We start from the raw sequence: 14,809 nt of genomic DNA on the forward strand, positions 1-14,809 counted from the left end.
AAGAGGCGGCCATGCCAGAAACGACGACATCCGCCGATGCTCCGGTCATCGTTCTCGTCCGTCCGCAGATGGGGGAGAATATCGGAGCCGCGGCGCGCGCCATGCTGAATTTCGGCCTGCAGGAGATGCGGGTGGTCGCTCCACGCGACGGGTGGCCCAATCCGCGCGCCGAAGCACTGGCCAGCGGCGCCACCCCGATCCTCGATCACGCGCGTATCACCCCCAACCTGCCCGCGGCGCTCGACGATTGCAGCTATGTGCTGGCGACGACGGCGCGGCGACGGGACATGACGAAGCCCGTTCTCGATCCCGAAGCTGCGATGGTGGAGACGCGCGCCCGGATCGCCAGGGGCGAGCGGGTCGCGATCCTCTTCGGGCCCGAGCGGGCGGGGCTCGAGAACGACGACGTAGCGCGTGCGAACGCCATCGTGTCCGTTCCGGTCAATCCCGACTTCCCCTCGCTCAACCTCGCGCAATGCGTCCTCCTGCTGGGCTACGAATGGCGCCGTCTTGCACCGCCCGTGCCCGGAACCGATATTCCGCCCCCCGAGACCGCGACGGCGCTTGAGGTGGAGCATCTCGCGTCACACTGGGAGCGGCAGCTCGACACGGCGGGGTTCTTCTTTCCGCCGGACAAGGCCGGGCACATGAAGCGGCTGATGCGCAATCTGTGGTCGCGGATGCCGCTCACGCGGGCCGACGTCCAGGTTCTGCACGGGGCACTGCGGCAATTGGTTCGCCGACCGGACGGGTCGGGCTGACTTGCAGGCCGGGGCCCGCGCCTCTAGCTTGCCGCCAAAGACGAGAGGGGTCGCAATGGCCGGAAAACGCGCGATCTTCGAGGAGGTCGGAACCGAGCGACAGGCGGCGGAGCCCCGACGCGGCGGAGCGATCGACGCGGGCCCGCGCGGCTCGCGTGGGGCGGTGAGGATCTGGCTCATGATCCTCTTCCTCCTCGTTCTCGCGATGATCGTCGTGGGCGGCCTTACGCGATTGACCGATTCGGGCCTCGCCATCACCGAATGGGCGCCGGTCACGGGCGCGATCCCGCCCCTCAACGAGGCCGACTGGCAGGCGGAGTTCGACGCCTACCGCCAGATCCCGGAGTACCAGCTTCAAAATCGCGGGATGAGCCTCGCGGAGTTCCAGTCGCTTTACTGGTGGGAATGGGGACACCGTCAGCTCGGCCGCGTCATCGGCCTCGTCTGGGCCGTGGGCTTCGTCGCGTTCCTCGCCACGAAGCGCATCCCGCCGGGATGGACAGGCCGGCTCCTCGGCCTCGGGGTCCTGGGAGGGCTGCAGGGGGCGATCGGCTGGTGGATGGTCTCCTCCGGGCTTGAGGGCACCGTGCTCGACGTCGCGTCATACCGGCTCGCCGTCCACCTCGGGCTCGCCTTCGTGATCCTCGGGCTCATCGCCTGGTACGTCCTGTCGCTCGGGCGGAGCGGCGCGGCGCTCTTGCAGGCCCGCCGTGCGCGGGAAGGGCGGTTCGTTCCGTGGCTGACGGGGTTGTTGGCCTTGGCGTTTGTCCAGATCCTCCTCGGCGCGCTCGTCGCGGGGATCGATGCGGGGCGCAACTATACCGACTGGCCACTGATGGCCGGTGGGATCCTGCCGCCCGGCCCGTTCGAGATCACGCCGCTCTGGCGCAACTTCTTCGAGAATGACGGGCTCGTGCAATTCATGCATCGGATGGCGGGCTACCTCCTCTTCATCGCGGGAATCGTCGTATTCTTCCGCGCGCGTCGGTCGGCCTTCGTAGCCACACGCGGCGCGATGGGGGCAGTCCTCGGGATGATGGTGCTGCAGATGGCCCTCGGCATCGTGACGGTGATGCACTCGGCCCCGCTCTCGCTCGCGATCCTGCACCAGCTTGGTGCGGTCGTGCTCTGGGTTCTGATCATCCGGGCGCGCCACCAGAGCGTCTTTCCCCGTGCGCAATCGCTGAGGGGAGCGGCATGAGTGCCTACGACGACCTGATGGCGTTCCAGCGCGAGACGGAAGCGCTCGGCGAGGTTGCGGGACGCCTCGGCTGGGACCAGGAGACGGTGATGCCGCTCGGCGCGGCGGAGCAGCGCGCCGACGAGATCGCGGCGCTCGAGGGTGTACTCCATGCGCGACGCGTCGATCCGCGGATCGGCGAATGGCTCGAAGCGGCGAAACCGGAGGGAGAGGTGGCGGCCGCGCAATTGCGCCACATCCGCCGGGTCTATGAGCGGACGGCCCGTGTTCCCGCCCGACTGGCCGCGGAACTCGCACGGGTGACGAGCGTCTCGCAGGGCCAGTGGGCAAGAGCGCGGGCGACGGACGATTTTGCGGCTTTCGCCCCCGTGCTCGAGAACGTCGTCGCCTTGAAGCGGGAAGAGGCCGATTGTCTCGCGGCGGGGGGCGATCCCTACGATGCGCTCCTCGATGATTTCGAGCCGGGTGCGACGGCGGCGAACCTTTCCGAGATGTTCGGCGCGCTCCGCCCGCGGCTCGTGGCCCTGCGCGATGCCGCGCTGGCGTCACCGGTGCAGCCCGCGGCGCTGGAGGGCGAGTTCCCGGAGACGGGCCAACTCGAGATCAGCCGCAGACTCGCGATCGCCTTCGGCTACGATTTCACGCGCGGCCGTATAGACAAGGCCGTCCACCCGTTCAGTTCCGGCTCGGGCAACGACGTGCGGATCACGACGCGCACCGCGCCGCTTGATCCGTTCAACTGCTTCTATTCCACCGTCCACGAGGTCGGTCATGCCGCCTACGAGCAGGGCGTCGATCCCGCCTATGCGCTCACCCCGCTCGGGCGCGGCGTCTCCATGGGCGTCCATGAGAGCCAGAGCCGGATCTACGAAAATCAGCTTGGCCGTTCGCAGGCATTCACTGGATGGCTCCACTCGCAGATGAGCGATGTCTTCGGCGATCTCGACCTGGGGGCGGGGGCGTTCTACGGCGCGGTGAACCGGCTGCATCGCGGTTTCATCCGAACGGAATCGGACGAGGTGCAGTACAATCTCCACGTGCTGCTGCGGTTCGATCTGGAACGCCAGCTTATCGCCGGAAGCCTCGCCGTGGGAGACCTCGAGGAGGCCTGGAACGCGCGCTTCGAGGCTGATTTCGGCTACCCGGTCGAGCGAGCCTCCCAAGGCGTGCTGCAGGACGTGCATTGGTCGGTGGGGCTATTCGGCTACTTCCCGACCTACACGCTCGGCAACGTTTACGCCGGATGCCTCTACCGGGCCCTCCGCGAGGCGGTGCCGGATCTTGAGGCGGACCTATCGCAGGGAGAGACGGCTGCGGCAACCGGTTGGCTCAGGGAGCATCTGCAACGCCACGGCGGCCTCTACCCCCCTCGGGAGACGGTGGAACGCGCCTGCGGCTTCGCGCCGAACGAGGAACCGCTCCTCGATTATCTCGAGGAGAAGTTCGGCGCGATCTACGGGTTGTAAAGTTCAAAGCTCCCGGATGCGGAGCCGTGTGATGCGGTTGTCGATCCGCTGCATTACTTCGAACCGGAAGCCGTGGAAGTTGAAGACCTGTCCTTGGGTGGGGATCGTCTGCGCCTCGTGAATGACGAGGCCCGCGATCGTGTTGGCCTCCTCGTCGGGGAGCTGCCATTCCGCCGCGCGGTTGAGATCGCGGATCGTCATGCCGCCGTCGACGATGTAGTCGCCCGCATCCGTCCGCCGGAGCGGATGTTCCTGGTCGAGGTCGAATTCGTCGGTGATCTCGCCCACGATTTCCTCGAGGATGTCCTCGAGCGTGATGAGACCCTGCAGCGCGCCGTATTCGTCGACGACCAGCGCGAAGTGCGTGTGGCGTCGCAGGAATTGCCGCATCTGCTCGTCGAGCGGGGTCGTCTCCGGCACGAAATAGGCGGGCATCGCGACCTCGGTGATGTCGAAGTCATCCAGCGCGCCGCCTGATTCGTTCGCGGCGGCGCGGCGGGCGTACATGGCGCGAAGCAGGTCCTTCGCGTGGATCACACCGATGATGTTCTCGTGTTTCTCGCGATAGACGGGCAGCCGCGTGTGAGGCGATTCGAGGCATTGGCGAAGCAGATCACCCGCGGGCTCGTCGGCGTTCAGCATCTCGATCTTGGAACGGTGGAGCATGATCTCCTCCACCGTTCGTTCGGCCAGGTCGAGCGCTCCGAGGATGCGGTCGCGATCTTCCTTCTCCACCACACCTTCCGAATGACCCAAGTTGAGCGCGCCCTCGATCTCTTCGCGGACGGCGAGAACCTGGCTGTCGGGATCGATCTGCACGCCGAATAGGCGCAGAACGAGACGGACGAAGATCCGGACGGCCGAGACGATCGGCGCGAAGACTTTTACGACAATGGCGATCGGGCGGCTGACCCCGGCGGCGGCCGTCTCCGCGTTGGTGATCGCGTAGGTCTTCGGCAGCACCTCCGCGAAGATCAGAACGAGCAGCGTCATGATCAGCGTAGCAAGCGCGACGCCGCCGTCGCCGAAGACCCGTGTGAAGAGCGCGGTCGCGAGCGATGTCGCAAGGATATTGACGAGGTTGTTGCCCAGGAGGACGGAGCCGATCAGGCGTTCGTTGTCCTCGGTGATCTCGAGGGCACGCTTCGCCCCGACCGATCCCTTGTCGGCCTTGGCCCTGAGCTTTCCCCGGGAGGAGGCGGTGAGGGCCGTCTCCGATCCGGAGAAGAAAGCGGAGAGCACAAGAAGTCCAAGGATCGACGCAGAGGTGATCCAGAAGGCGGTGTCCAGCATCGAACAAGGGATCCGTGATGTCAGGGTCTTCCCGCTTATATGCGGCGACGCGCGGCGGGCATCAAGTTCGCGCTGGCCCGGGTTTCCGGGCAAGCGGGTGGTGGCTCAGTACGAGCTCGGTCAGGTTGGCATCGAGGACATGCGTATAGATCTCCGTCGTTCCGACATCGGCATGCCCGAGCAGGGCTTGGATCGACATCAGATCGGCACCGTTGGCGAGGAGGTGGGTCGCGAAAGCGTGACGAAGCGTGTGCGGGGTAACAAGTGCGGGATCGATCCCGGCCCGGACCGCCAGATCCTTGATCAGGGTAAAAAACCAGTGCCGCGTGAGATGGCCGGACTTGCCGCGCGACGGAAAGAGATAGCGGGACGCGGGTGCGCTATTGGCCGTTCTTATTTCCTCTAGACGGTCTCTGGCCTCGAGCCAGCGTGCGAGCGTCTCCCGCGCCGGGGCCGAAAGCGGCACGAGCCGCTCCTTGCCGCCCTTGCCGGAGACGAGCAGCATCCTGGGGCGGCCGCGCGCCGCGGCGACGGGAAGCGAGACGAGTTCGGTCACCCGCATGCCGGTGGCGTAGAGCAATTCCATGAGGCACTGGTTCCGCAGCCGGTCCTCGGGCTTGCGGCCGATCTCCTCCGCCGCGGCGATGAGGCGCTCGACCTCCGCCACGTCGAGTGTCTTGGGGAGCCTTCGCGCGCGGCCGGGACCCTTGATCTGGATCGCGGGATTGTCGGCTCGCCACCCTTCCTCGAAGGCGAAACGGTAATATTGCCGGATCGCGGACAATCGTCGCGCGCGGGTCGCCACCGACAATCCGCGATCGGCGAGGGAGATCAGGTACGTCTCGATCATCTCGCGCGTGGCGCCGGCAAAATCGCGATCCTCCGCGCGAAGCCAATCGGCGAAATCGCGCAGATCACGGGCATAGGCGAGCTGCGTGTTCGTCGCGGCGGCGAGTTCGGCAGATTGCGCCTCGAGAAAGGTCGCGATCTGCATTTCCATGCTCATTGGTGCCGCTCCAGGATCAGGAGTTCGAGTGCCGCCTCGACCGCCCGGGCCTTCTGCCCCGCCGCGTTCAGGATCGCGAGCCCGTCACGCGTCGAATCGAGATTGCCCGAGGCCGCCTCGTCGAGTGCGGCCGTAGCCAGAAGCAAGGCTTCGCCGATGCGATCCTGGTCTATCAGCTTCTGCGCGGCCGCAGGTGGGTTTGACGAAAATCCGTCGGCCAGGCTGGATTCCAGTGGCGTCCGGGCGAGATCGGATTGCGGCTTTCCGGCCGCGACCGATCCGAGGAAATCGGACGCCGTGGCTTGGGGCGCGGGCGTGGTGCCGGCGAGAAGCGATATCCGCCGCGCGATCTCCGCCGCGCGCCCGTCGAGGACAAGCCCGTCGAGATCTCCGGCGTAGCGTTCCGCCAGAACCGTCGCCAGTCCGGCGTCGCGCATCGCCTCCCAGGCCGCGGGCAGGTCGGCCGAGATGGCGTCCGGTTCACCGCCCTGCACGACACGATCGAAGTCCTGCATCGTCCCGACCCGGTCCCAGAGCGTTCCCGACGCGGCAGGTTCACGCTCCAGATAGACCTCCCAGAGCTTGGAGGGCGGGATTGCGCCGAAGCGTGCCAGCCGTTCCGCCGCCTCGATCCGCGCCTTCCAGCCCGTATTGTGTCGCAGATCGGCATGGGAGAAGGCGAGGGGGAGCGTGGTCGTGGCAAGCGGTTCTCCGATCGCCTCGAGAATCGCGAAATCGAGGGGCGATGGCCGCGCGGGCGGCGCGATCTCGCCGCCTTCCGCATGATCGTCGAGAAACCGGGTCAGCCGCTCGGTCTCGTCCTCGTCTATGACGTCGAGAGCCTTGGCGGAATCGAGTGTCAGCGCGGCCGCCATCCAGTCGCCGCCCCGCGCGAGGCAGAATATCCGCGCCGGATAGGTCGGTGTGACCTCGGGCATGGCACGCATCCGCTCGCAGGCCCGGTTTTCCTGTCCGGTCAGCAGCGCGATGTCGAACCAGCGGCGGAAATTCTCCGGCGTCTCTTCTTCCTCCGCGCGATCGAGCAGCGCCCGCGCGGCCTGGAGTTGCCCGATCGCGAGAAGCGCGTCGATCCGGGCGAGAAACACCTCCGTCCCGTTCGCGCTGCCCTGCGGTGGGGTCGATCGGGCGGAGAGCATGTCCACGAGCAGACGTTGTGCCGCGCGCAGATGCGGCACCTCGACACGGGCGAGGCCCGTCGCGACATCCGACGCCTGCGAGGCGGACCAGAGGTCGTCGGGCAATCTCCTGTCCTGCGGCTCGAACAGGCCCTGCGCATCGGCGGGCAACTCGTCGAGCGGCTCGACCGTGATCGGGTCGGCCCGCGCATCCTCGGTGACGCCCGGTTCGAGCGGACGTTCGGGTCGGGGGGCGGCCTCCGGGACGGAAATGCTGTCCGACAGCCAGTCGATCGCGGAAAGCGGGGGAGATTGTGCCTCGACCTGCGTCGCCAAACTCCCCGCAAGGAGAAGCAGCGTTCTAATTCGCATCGAGCGTCACTGGGATTTCTCGTTCCGTCCGGGCCGGATCGAGATCGCCGAGATACGCGAAGCCGACGAGGCCCAGGAACCCGACGAGCAACAGGAAAACGATAAATTTCAGAAGTCTGAACACGATCGGGCTTCCGTCTTCCTGCCATTCACGGGTCCCGCGTCTCGCGCGCGGGTCTCGTGTTTATAGCTGGCCTTTCGACCGAGTTCACGCCATTCAGGCCCGGCGCAGGGATAAAATGTCAAGGTGCTGCCATTTGAGCGCGGGATTGCATAAGACGGTCGTCATGGTGGGGATGATGGGTGCGGGAAAAACAGCCGTCGGGACGGCCGTGTCCCGTCTTCTCCGCGTACCTTTCGTCGATTCCGATGCCGAGATCGAGGAGGCCTCGAACCTTCGGATTGCGGAGATCTTCGAACGCCACGGGGAGGAATTCTTCCGGTTGAAGGAGACGCAGGTCCTGGCGCGGCTCCTCGACGGGCCGCCGTCGATCCTGTCGACGGGCGGCGGGGCCTGGCTCTCCGCGCAGAACCGCGACCTTGTGCGGGAGAGGGGCATCGCCGTGTGGCTTCGGGCAGAGCTCGAGGTGCTGTGGGCGCGTGTCCGTCACAAATCGACCCGGCCCCTGCTCAGGACGGCCAATCCCAAGGGCACGCTGAAGGCTCTTTGCGAAGCACGCGAGCCCGCCTATGCGCTGGCCGATCTCACCGTGTGTTCCAAGTCCGACCTGAGCGTCGAGCAGATGGCCACGCGCGTGGTCGAGGCACTTGCGGGGCGGCCCGATGTCCTCGAAAGGCGCCGGGCATGACGGAAACCGTTCGCATCGATCTCGGCGAGCGCGGATATGACGTGGTGGTGGGGTCCGGTCTCATCGCCAAGGCCGCGCCGCATCTCAAGCCGCATCTCGCACGTCAGAGGGTGGCGATCCTCACCGACGAGAACGTCGCGCGCCTCCATCTCGCTGAACTCGAGGACGGACTTCTCGCGGCCGGTATCGAGACGACGGCTTTGACCCTTCCTCCGGGGGAGGCGTCGAAATCCTGGGCCGCCCTTGCGCGGGCAACCGATTGGCTGCTCGATCAGAAGATCGAACGCCGCGACATCGTGATCGCGCTCGGCGGCGGCGTCATCGGCGACCTCGCGGGGTTCGCGGCGGCGATCCTGCGCCGGGGCGTGCGGTTCGTGCAGATCCCGACCTCGCTCCTTGCTCAGGTCGACAGCTCCGTGGGCGGCAAGACGGGGATCAACACGAAGGCCGGCAAGAACCTCGTCGGCGCATTTCATCAGCCGAGCCTCGTCCTGGCCGATATCGACGTCCTCGACACGCTGCCGCCGCGGGACTTCCGCGCGGGCTACGGCGAAGTCGTGAAATACGGGCTCTTGGGAGACGCGGAGTACTTCTACTGGCTCGAGGCGAACGGCCCCCGCATCGCGGCGGGCGATGCAGCGCTCCGTGCGGAGGCGGTCCGTCGCGCCGTCGAGATGAAGGCCGAGATCGTGATCCGCGACGAAAAGGAGGCGGGCGACCGCGCGCTTCTCAACCTCGGACACACGTTCTGCCATGCGCTCGAGGCGGCGACGGGGTATTCCGACCGGCTCCTCCATGGCGAAGGTGTCGCGATCGGCTGCGCGCTCGCCTTCGAGCTCTCCGCCCGGCTGGGGCTCTGCGCGCAGGAGGAACCGGGGCGCGTGCGGGCGCACCTGCGCGAGATGGGAATGTGCACGGAATTGTCGGACATCCCGGGCGAGCTTCCTTCCGCGGACGCGCTCATCGATCTGATGGCGCAGGACAAGAAGGTGGTCGACGGCCGCCTGCGGCTCATCCTGGCACGCGGTATCGGGGCGGCCTTCGTCACCGACGACGTGCCGCCCGACCTGCTGAGAAACGTGCTCGACGACGCGCTCTCCGTTCGGAGGGATGCGGCGCCCTAAAACGGAATCTCGTCGTCCATGTCGGACGCCGGCGGCCCGCCGTAGCCGCCACCCCCGGAGCCGCCGCTGCCGCTGCCGCCCCCGCCATAGCCGCGGTCGTCGTCGGGATAGCCTCCGCCGCCGCCGCCTCCGCCACCGTCGCGCCCGTCGAGCATCGTGAGCTCGCTGCGATAGGGGCGCAGGACGACCTCGGTGGAATAGCGGTCCTGTCCCGACTGATCCTGCCATTTGCGGGTTTCAAGCTGGCCCTCGATATAGACCTTCGAGCCCTTGCGCAGGTATTGCTCCGCCACGCGGGCGAGCGGTTCGGAGAAGATCGCGACGGAATGCCATTCCGTCCGCTCGCGCCGCTCGCCGGAATTGCGGTCCTTCCAGGTCTCGGACGTGGCGATACGCAGGTTGCAGACCTTGCCGCCGTTCGAGAAGGTCCGCACCTCCGGGTCGCGACCGAGATTTCCGATCAGGATGACCTTGTTCACCGATCCTGCCATGCGTCGTTCTCCCGTGATTCCCGTCCGTTCGCCGGACGCTATACACGCTTTGCGGGGTGATTGAACCCAGCCGATCCTGTGCAGGAAATTGCCGCGTGGTCGTTTCCCCGAAGGGTTCTCAGTGGCGATCGATCGGGTATAGTCGCGGCGCGAAAAGCGGATGGGGGTCGCATGAGATATCTGGGAATCGCGATACTGGCGATGCTGCTTCCGTCCGGCCTCTCGGCCCAGAACGTCAACGTGTCGAGCAAGAACAGGCAATCGCTCTTCGCCTCGCAGTTGGGGGTGCTCGATAATCGCGCGGCCCAGCAGTACAACGGCTCCGCGCGGCTGCAGCCGAACGTGGCGCGGGTGCCGACCCGCGCGCTCGAAGGCGCCGTTCCGCGCTTCACCGGACGCTATGCCGGACCCTATCTCGACATGGCCCGCCAGGCCGCCCGCAAGCATTCCATCCCCGAAGATCTCTTTCTGCGGCTCGTGCAGCGCGAATCGGGTTGGAACGCGCGGGCGAAATCGCACAAGGGCGCGCTCGGCCTCGCGCAATTGATGCCGGAGACGGCGCGGCGGCTGAAGGTGAACCCGCTCGTTCCCGAGGAGAACCTCGACGGCGGTGCGCGCTATCTTCGCCGCCAGTACGAAGCGTTCGGCGATTGGCGCCTTGCGCTCGCGGCCTACAACGCCGGCCCCGGCGCGGTGCAGAAGCACGGGGGCGTGCCGCCCTACCGCGAGACGATGACCTATGTGCAGGTCATCCTCGGCGACTAGGACGCCTTCTCCTTGAACTTCGCCGCAAGCGTTTCGATGTCGTCCCCGGCGGCCTTCGGGATGTTGCGGTAGCCTGCGTTCACGGCGCAGAAGAGCGCGAAGCCCAAGAGCCCGACGCAGAGCAGCCCGACGAGGATGCGCCCGTAGGGCTGGTCGTGCAGCCATTCGAAGGCCTTGCCCATCCCGCCCGCCTCGTCGCCGGAATGCATGATCGCCGCGTAGAGGATGAAGGCGCCGATCACGCCGACGACGAAGCCTTGGGAGGCGACGCCGCCGCGCAGGGCGGGATCGAAATTGCGTGTGAAGGGATTGCCGACGAGGTTCTCGCGATATTCGCGCTTCCATGCCTTCTTGAGATAGTAGCCGGCCGCCCCAATCGTCACGATCCCGACCAGCCCGACGATCCATTGCCCGCCGGGCCAGGACATGACCGTGTCGGCGGCCTTCGAGATCGACGAATCTCCGCCGCCGCCCGACGCGGTGAAGACGATGATCAACGCACCGATCCCGATCGCGAAGTGGATGAGGCCGGTCACGACCATTCCGAGTCGCGCCACCGTCCCTTCACCGTCGCTGCCGTAATCCTCGAGATCGTAGGCGGCGTCGATCACGCGCCAGACGGCATAGCTCAGCATTCCGATAAAGATGACGACGAGGACGGCCTTGCCCCAGGCGGCCGATTCGAGCGTGGAGAAAGCTGAACTCGTGCCCTGCGCTTCCTGTCCGTGCCAGACGGCCCAGAGCGAGATGCCCGCGACCACGATGTAGACGAGTGCCCGCCCGGCATACCCCGCGCGCATGATCGGGATCGCCCAGCCAAAATCGTTGTCCGACATCCGTAAGCTCCTCGCTACCATTCGATCGACGATGCGTTACCACCATCCTGACGACAAGCAACTTCGCCCCGGAATTCACAATGCCGGCTCTGCACCACGCGGATTTGAGGCGGCGGTCGCGGTTCCTCCGTTACACCCTGCACGGAAATCCTTATACGGACAGGTATGACGCGACGCCTCGTATCTGCACGCTTCTTAGGCCTGCCCCGGATGAGCGATGAGCCACCGGGGTCCGCTTGGGCCGGCCTGTCGAGACGTCCAGGGCAATGCGTTCCCGTCTCGATCCCGACCTTGCCCCGTCAGCGACCGGTGTCGCGGCGACCGGGCACCCCGATGCCTCGCGACGCGTCGCACCGCGATGCCGCGCCCGATCCGATCAAAGGAAATTCGATGCCTTTCGAAACCATCACTTGGACCAATTCTACCCGCATGAGTCCACCTCCGACCGACTGCGTGTCCTTTGACGCCGTCGCTTGCGTATTTTGCAAAACGTATCGGCCGTTCTCCCGTCGCTCGGCCGGGCGTGTCGCGCGATGATGCGGGGAGCGTCGCCCCTGCGGCTTGTCGCCATCGGTCTGTGGGTACTGGTCCTTCTCGCCCTCGTGGCCATCGTCTGGTTCCGCGTGATCGCCCCGCGCTTCACCGAACAGGTGTCCGACACGCTTGGTCAGGGCAAATACGAGCTCGTGACGACGGAGGGTGCGCCGTTCACCGCCGACACGCTCGCGGAGGGACCGGCAGCGGTGTTCTTCGGATTCACGCATTGCCCGGATGTCTGTCCGACGACGCTCGGTGACATCGCGACGTGGAAGGAGGCGCTCGGAGCCGAGGGTGACGATCTGAATGTCTATTTCGTCACCGTCGATCCGGAGCGCGACACGGCCGATGTCCTCGGGGATTATGTCTCCTGGTCGCCCGGCGTCATCGGCGTGACCGGATCGCCCGAGGAGATCGAGGCAGCGACCCGCGCTTTCCGCATCTATGCCCAGAAGGTCCCGCTCGATGACGGGGGCTACACGATGGATCATTCCGCGCTCGTCCTTCTCTTCGACGAGGACGGACATTTCTTCGAGCCGATCGGCTACCAAGAAGGCGACGAGCGCGCGCTCGCGAAACTCCGGCGCCTCCTCGCAAGCTAGAACGGGGCGACTGTCTCGGGCGTGATCCACGCCCAGTCCCGCATCCGACCGCGAAACCAGGTGCGCTGTCGCTTCGCATAGCGGCGGGTGGCGACGATGGCCCGGTCGCGGGCCGTCTCGAGATCGATTTCCCCCCGCAGATACGCGGCGAGTTCGGACGCACCGATGGCCCGGTCGCCAGGTCGCCCCGGATCGTAATCGTCGAGGTTCGCCGCGACCTCGTCCAAGGCACCTTCCGCGAGCATCCTGTCGAACCGCGCGGCAAGGCGGGGTGTCAGGACGTCGGGCGGCGCGGACAGCACGAGGCGGAGGGCGTCGCCCCGTGGCAGGAGGGCCTCGGTCGGATCGTCCTGCCATGCGGCGAGCCCGCGTCCGGTTGCCTGGACCACCTCCCAGGCGCGCTGCACCCGCGCCCGGTTCCGGATGTCGATCCGCGCCCGCGTCGCCGCATCGAGCCCCGCGGTCAGCCGCTCGAGCGACAGCGCATCGGCTTCGAGACGGATCTCGGCAGGTACGGCCGGAATCTTGGCCAGACCCTCCGTCAGCGCGGTGAGGTAGAGCCCGGTTCCGCCGACGATGATCGGCCGGGCACCAGCGAGAAGCGGCGCGCATTCCTCGAGCCAGCGGCCGACGGAATAGGATTCGTGTCGCGAAACATGCCCATAGAGCGCATGTTCTACGCGCGCGGTCTCTACGGGGGAGGGGCGTGCGGTCAGGATGCGCCATTCCGCGTAGACCTGCAGGGCGTCGGCATTAATGATTATGCCGCCATGCGCCTCCGCGAGGGCCAGGGCGAGCGCCGATTTGCCGCTACCCGTGGGTCCTGCGATGACGATCGCCCGACGCGTGTCTCGCGCCGCATCTTTCACCTCCGCGATCCGCATTTCGCCATCCGTGAATGTTGTGCCGCTCCCGCTTTTGCGACATCTACGCCGCGAGCGCAAAATCCCGGAGGACGGCATGGATCGAACTGGTGAGAAGCGGCGATACGACCGCGTGCTTCTGAAGATCTCCGGCGAGGCCTTGATGGGCGATCAGGGCTACGGCCTCAATCCGCCGACGGTGCAAAGGATCGCGGCCGAGGTGAAATCGGTCCACGATCTCGGCGTCGAGATCTGCATGGTGATCGGCGGCGGCAACATCTTCCGCGGATTGCAGGGCTCGGCGCAGGGGATGGAGCGGACCACCGCCGATTACATGGGGATGCTCGCTACCGTGATGAACGCGCTCGCCATGCAATCCTCGCTCGAGGAGCTCGGCATCCATACCCGCGTGATCTCGGCGATCCCGATGGATCAGGTCTGCGAGCCCTATATCCGCCGCCGTGCGGTGCGCCACCTCGAGAAGAAGCGGGTCTGCATCTTCGCCGCGGGAACCGGCAATCCCTACTTCACCACCGATACTGCCGCGACGCTTCGCGCCAACGAGATGTCGTGCCAGGCGATCTTCAAGGGCACCAAGGTCGACGGCGTCTACGATCGCGATCCGAAGATCGATCCCGAAGCCCGGCGCTACGCGGAGGTGAGCTACGACGAAGTCCTGCAGAAGCATCTCGGCGTGATGGACGCGTCGGCGATCGCGCTTGCCCGCGACAACGATCTGCCGATCATCGTGTTCTCCCTCGACGAGCCGGGTGGGTTCCGGGGCATCCTCGCGGGGGAGGGGACGTTCACCATCGTCCGGGACGCCTAGGTCACGACCTTTCGCGCAGGCAAGAACGATTTCTTGGTATTTTGGGTTCACTTGCACATCTGCAAAACGCAAGTCCGCGGCACGCCGCTGGAAATAGCCGCAGGCGACCGCTATAGGGGCCTTGAGTTACAGAACGGACGGGACGATGGCAGAAGACATCGAGATCGATACTGACGACCTGCAAAGACGGATGGACGGGGCGATGACGTCCCTGCGGCAGGAATTCGCCTCGCTCAGGACGGGACGTGCCTCGGCATCGATGGTCGAGCCGATCGTGGTGGATGCCTATGGCGCGCCCACCCCGATCAACCAGGTGGGCACGGTCAACGTGCCGGAGCCGCGTATGGTGACGATCACGATCTGGGACAAGTCGCTCGTCGGCAAGGCGGAGCGTGCGATCCGGGAATCCGGGATCGGCATCAATCCGGTGATCGACGGCATGACGATCCGCCTGCCGATCCCCGAGCTCAACGAAGAGCGTCGGCGCGATCTCGCCAAGGTCGCGGGGGGGTATGCCGAGAATGCGCGCGTGGCCATCCGCAACATCCGCCGTGACGGCATGGACCAGTTGAAGAAGGCCAAGGGGTCGGGCATGCCGGAGGACGATCAGAAGATCTGGCAATCCGAGATCCAGGAGATGACGGACGCCGCGATCAAGCGCATCGACGATGCGCTGGAGACGAAGCAGGAAGAGATCATGCAGGTCTGACGCATTCGC

At 66.2% G+C, this 14,809-nt stretch carries 16 protein-coding genes; 9 read left to right on the top strand and 7 right to left on the bottom strand.

Annotation, left to right across the window (positions count from 1 at the left end):
- Nucleotides 1-11 precede the first annotated feature (11 nt).
- The 3 genes from LX81_RS01715 to LX81_RS01725 are packed head-to-tail and all read left to right on the top strand — an operon-like array spanning nucleotide 12 to nucleotide 3,428.
- The gene (locus tag LX81_RS01715; RefSeq protein ID WP_111535544.1) at nucleotides 12-761 is read left to right on the top strand and encodes an RNA methyltransferase; all 750 of its coding nucleotides are present in this window, start codon (nucleotides 12-14) and stop codon (nucleotides 759-761) included.
- Between the two features lie 55 nt (nucleotides 762-816).
- Nucleotides 817-1,962 carry a heme A synthase gene (gene ctaA, locus LX81_RS01720; RefSeq protein WP_111535545.1) on the top strand — a complete coding sequence of 382 codons (1,146 nt, stop codon included), beginning with the start codon at nucleotides 817-819 and terminating at the stop codon, nucleotides 1,960-1,962.
- Nucleotides 1,959-3,428 carry a carboxypeptidase M32 gene (locus LX81_RS01725; RefSeq protein ID WP_111535546.1) on the top strand — a complete coding sequence of 490 codons (1,470 nt, stop codon included), beginning with the start codon at nucleotides 1,959-1,961 and terminating at the stop codon, nucleotides 3,426-3,428. Before ctaA ends, LX81_RS01725 begins: the two co-directional genes overlap by 4 nt.
- Nucleotides 3,429-3,431: 3 nt before the next feature.
- On the opposite strand, the gene LX81_RS01730 is transcribed toward LX81_RS01725, so the two are convergent.
- The 4 genes from LX81_RS01730 to LX81_RS23095 form a co-directional block, all read right to left on the bottom strand.
- Nucleotides 3,432-4,721, bottom strand: a complete 1,290-nt coding sequence (locus LX81_RS01730) for an HlyC/CorC family transporter (RefSeq protein WP_111535547.1) — start codon at nucleotides 4,719-4,721, stop codon at nucleotides 3,432-3,434.
- A 61-nt stretch (nucleotides 4,722-4,782) separates the two neighbouring features.
- Complete coding sequence (locus LX81_RS01735; protein ID WP_111535548.1) at nucleotides 4,783-5,727, bottom strand: site-specific tyrosine recombinase XerD; 945 nt, start codon at nucleotides 5,725-5,727, stop codon at nucleotides 4,783-4,785.
- Nucleotides 5,724-7,235, bottom strand: coding sequence for a hypothetical protein (locus LX81_RS01740; protein ID WP_146259378.1), 1,512 nt, complete (start codon nucleotides 7,233-7,235; stop codon nucleotides 5,724-5,726). The genes LX81_RS01735 and LX81_RS01740 overlap by 4 nt, the downstream gene beginning before the upstream one ends.
- Complete coding sequence (locus tag LX81_RS23095) at nucleotides 7,225-7,359, bottom strand: hypothetical protein (RefSeq protein WP_272939465.1); 135 nt, start codon at nucleotides 7,357-7,359, stop codon at nucleotides 7,225-7,227. The genes LX81_RS01740 and LX81_RS23095 overlap by 11 nt, the downstream gene beginning before the upstream one ends.
- A gap of 133 nt (nucleotides 7,360-7,492) precedes the next feature.
- Here LX81_RS23095 and LX81_RS01745 point away from each other — a divergent pair, with 133 nt between their 5' ends.
- On the top strand, nucleotides 7,493-8,044 hold the full coding sequence (locus tag LX81_RS01745; protein ID WP_211322685.1) for a shikimate kinase: 552 nt from the start codon (nucleotides 7,493-7,495) through the stop codon (nucleotides 8,042-8,044).
- Nucleotides 8,041-9,168, top strand: a complete 1,128-nt coding sequence (aroB, locus tag LX81_RS01750; protein ID WP_111535551.1) for a 3-dehydroquinate synthase — start codon at nucleotides 8,041-8,043, stop codon at nucleotides 9,166-9,168. The genes LX81_RS01745 and aroB overlap by 4 nt, the downstream gene beginning before the upstream one ends.
- Here aroB and ssb read toward each other — a convergent pair.
- A complete protein-coding gene (gene ssb / locus LX81_RS01755) occupies nucleotides 9,165-9,659 on the bottom strand; it encodes a single-stranded DNA-binding protein (RefSeq protein WP_111535552.1) in 495 nt (164 codons plus the stop codon). The two genes, aroB and ssb, sit on opposite strands and share 4 nt — an antisense overlap.
- A 171-nt stretch (nucleotides 9,660-9,830) precedes the next feature.
- Here ssb and LX81_RS01760 point away from each other — a divergent pair, with 171 nt between their 5' ends.
- Complete coding sequence (locus tag LX81_RS01760) at nucleotides 9,831-10,424, top strand: lytic transglycosylase domain-containing protein (RefSeq protein WP_111535553.1); 594 nt, start codon at nucleotides 9,831-9,833, stop codon at nucleotides 10,422-10,424.
- Here the strand turns inward: LX81_RS01760 and LX81_RS01765 are convergent.
- Complete coding sequence (locus LX81_RS01765; RefSeq protein WP_111535554.1) at nucleotides 10,421-11,260, bottom strand: DUF1206 domain-containing protein; 840 nt, start codon at nucleotides 11,258-11,260, stop codon at nucleotides 10,421-10,423. The genes LX81_RS01760 and LX81_RS01765 overlap by 4 nt on opposite strands.
- Nucleotides 11,261-11,793: 533 nt before the next feature.
- Between LX81_RS01765 and LX81_RS01770 the strand changes: the two genes are divergently transcribed.
- Nucleotides 11,794-12,399 (top strand): SCO family protein, encoded by a 606-nt coding sequence (locus LX81_RS01770; RefSeq protein WP_308418326.1) that lies wholly within the window; start codon nucleotides 11,794-11,796, stop codon nucleotides 12,397-12,399.
- Here LX81_RS01770 and miaA read toward each other — a convergent pair.
- On the bottom strand, nucleotides 12,396-13,346 hold the full coding sequence (gene miaA, locus LX81_RS01775; protein ID WP_373280259.1) for a tRNA (adenosine(37)-N6)-dimethylallyltransferase MiaA: 951 nt from the start codon (nucleotides 13,344-13,346) through the stop codon (nucleotides 12,396-12,398). The genes LX81_RS01770 and miaA overlap by 4 nt on opposite strands.
- Nucleotides 13,347-13,359: 13 nt before the next feature.
- Between miaA and pyrH the strand changes: the two genes are divergently transcribed.
- Nucleotides 13,360-14,091 carry a UMP kinase gene (gene pyrH, locus LX81_RS01780; protein WP_111535557.1) on the top strand — a complete coding sequence of 244 codons (732 nt, stop codon included), beginning with the start codon at nucleotides 13,360-13,362 and terminating at the stop codon, nucleotides 14,089-14,091.
- A 145-nt stretch (nucleotides 14,092-14,236) separates the two neighbouring features.
- A complete protein-coding gene (gene frr / locus LX81_RS01785) occupies nucleotides 14,237-14,800 on the top strand; it encodes a ribosome recycling factor (RefSeq protein WP_111535558.1) in 564 nt (187 codons plus the stop codon).
- Nucleotides 14,801-14,809 lie beyond the last annotated feature (9 nt).

The sequence above is a fragment of the Palleronia aestuarii genome, assembly GCF_003253995.1.
Taxonomy (GTDB): Bacteria; Pseudomonadota; Alphaproteobacteria; order Rhodobacterales; family Rhodobacteraceae; genus Palleronia; species Palleronia aestuarii.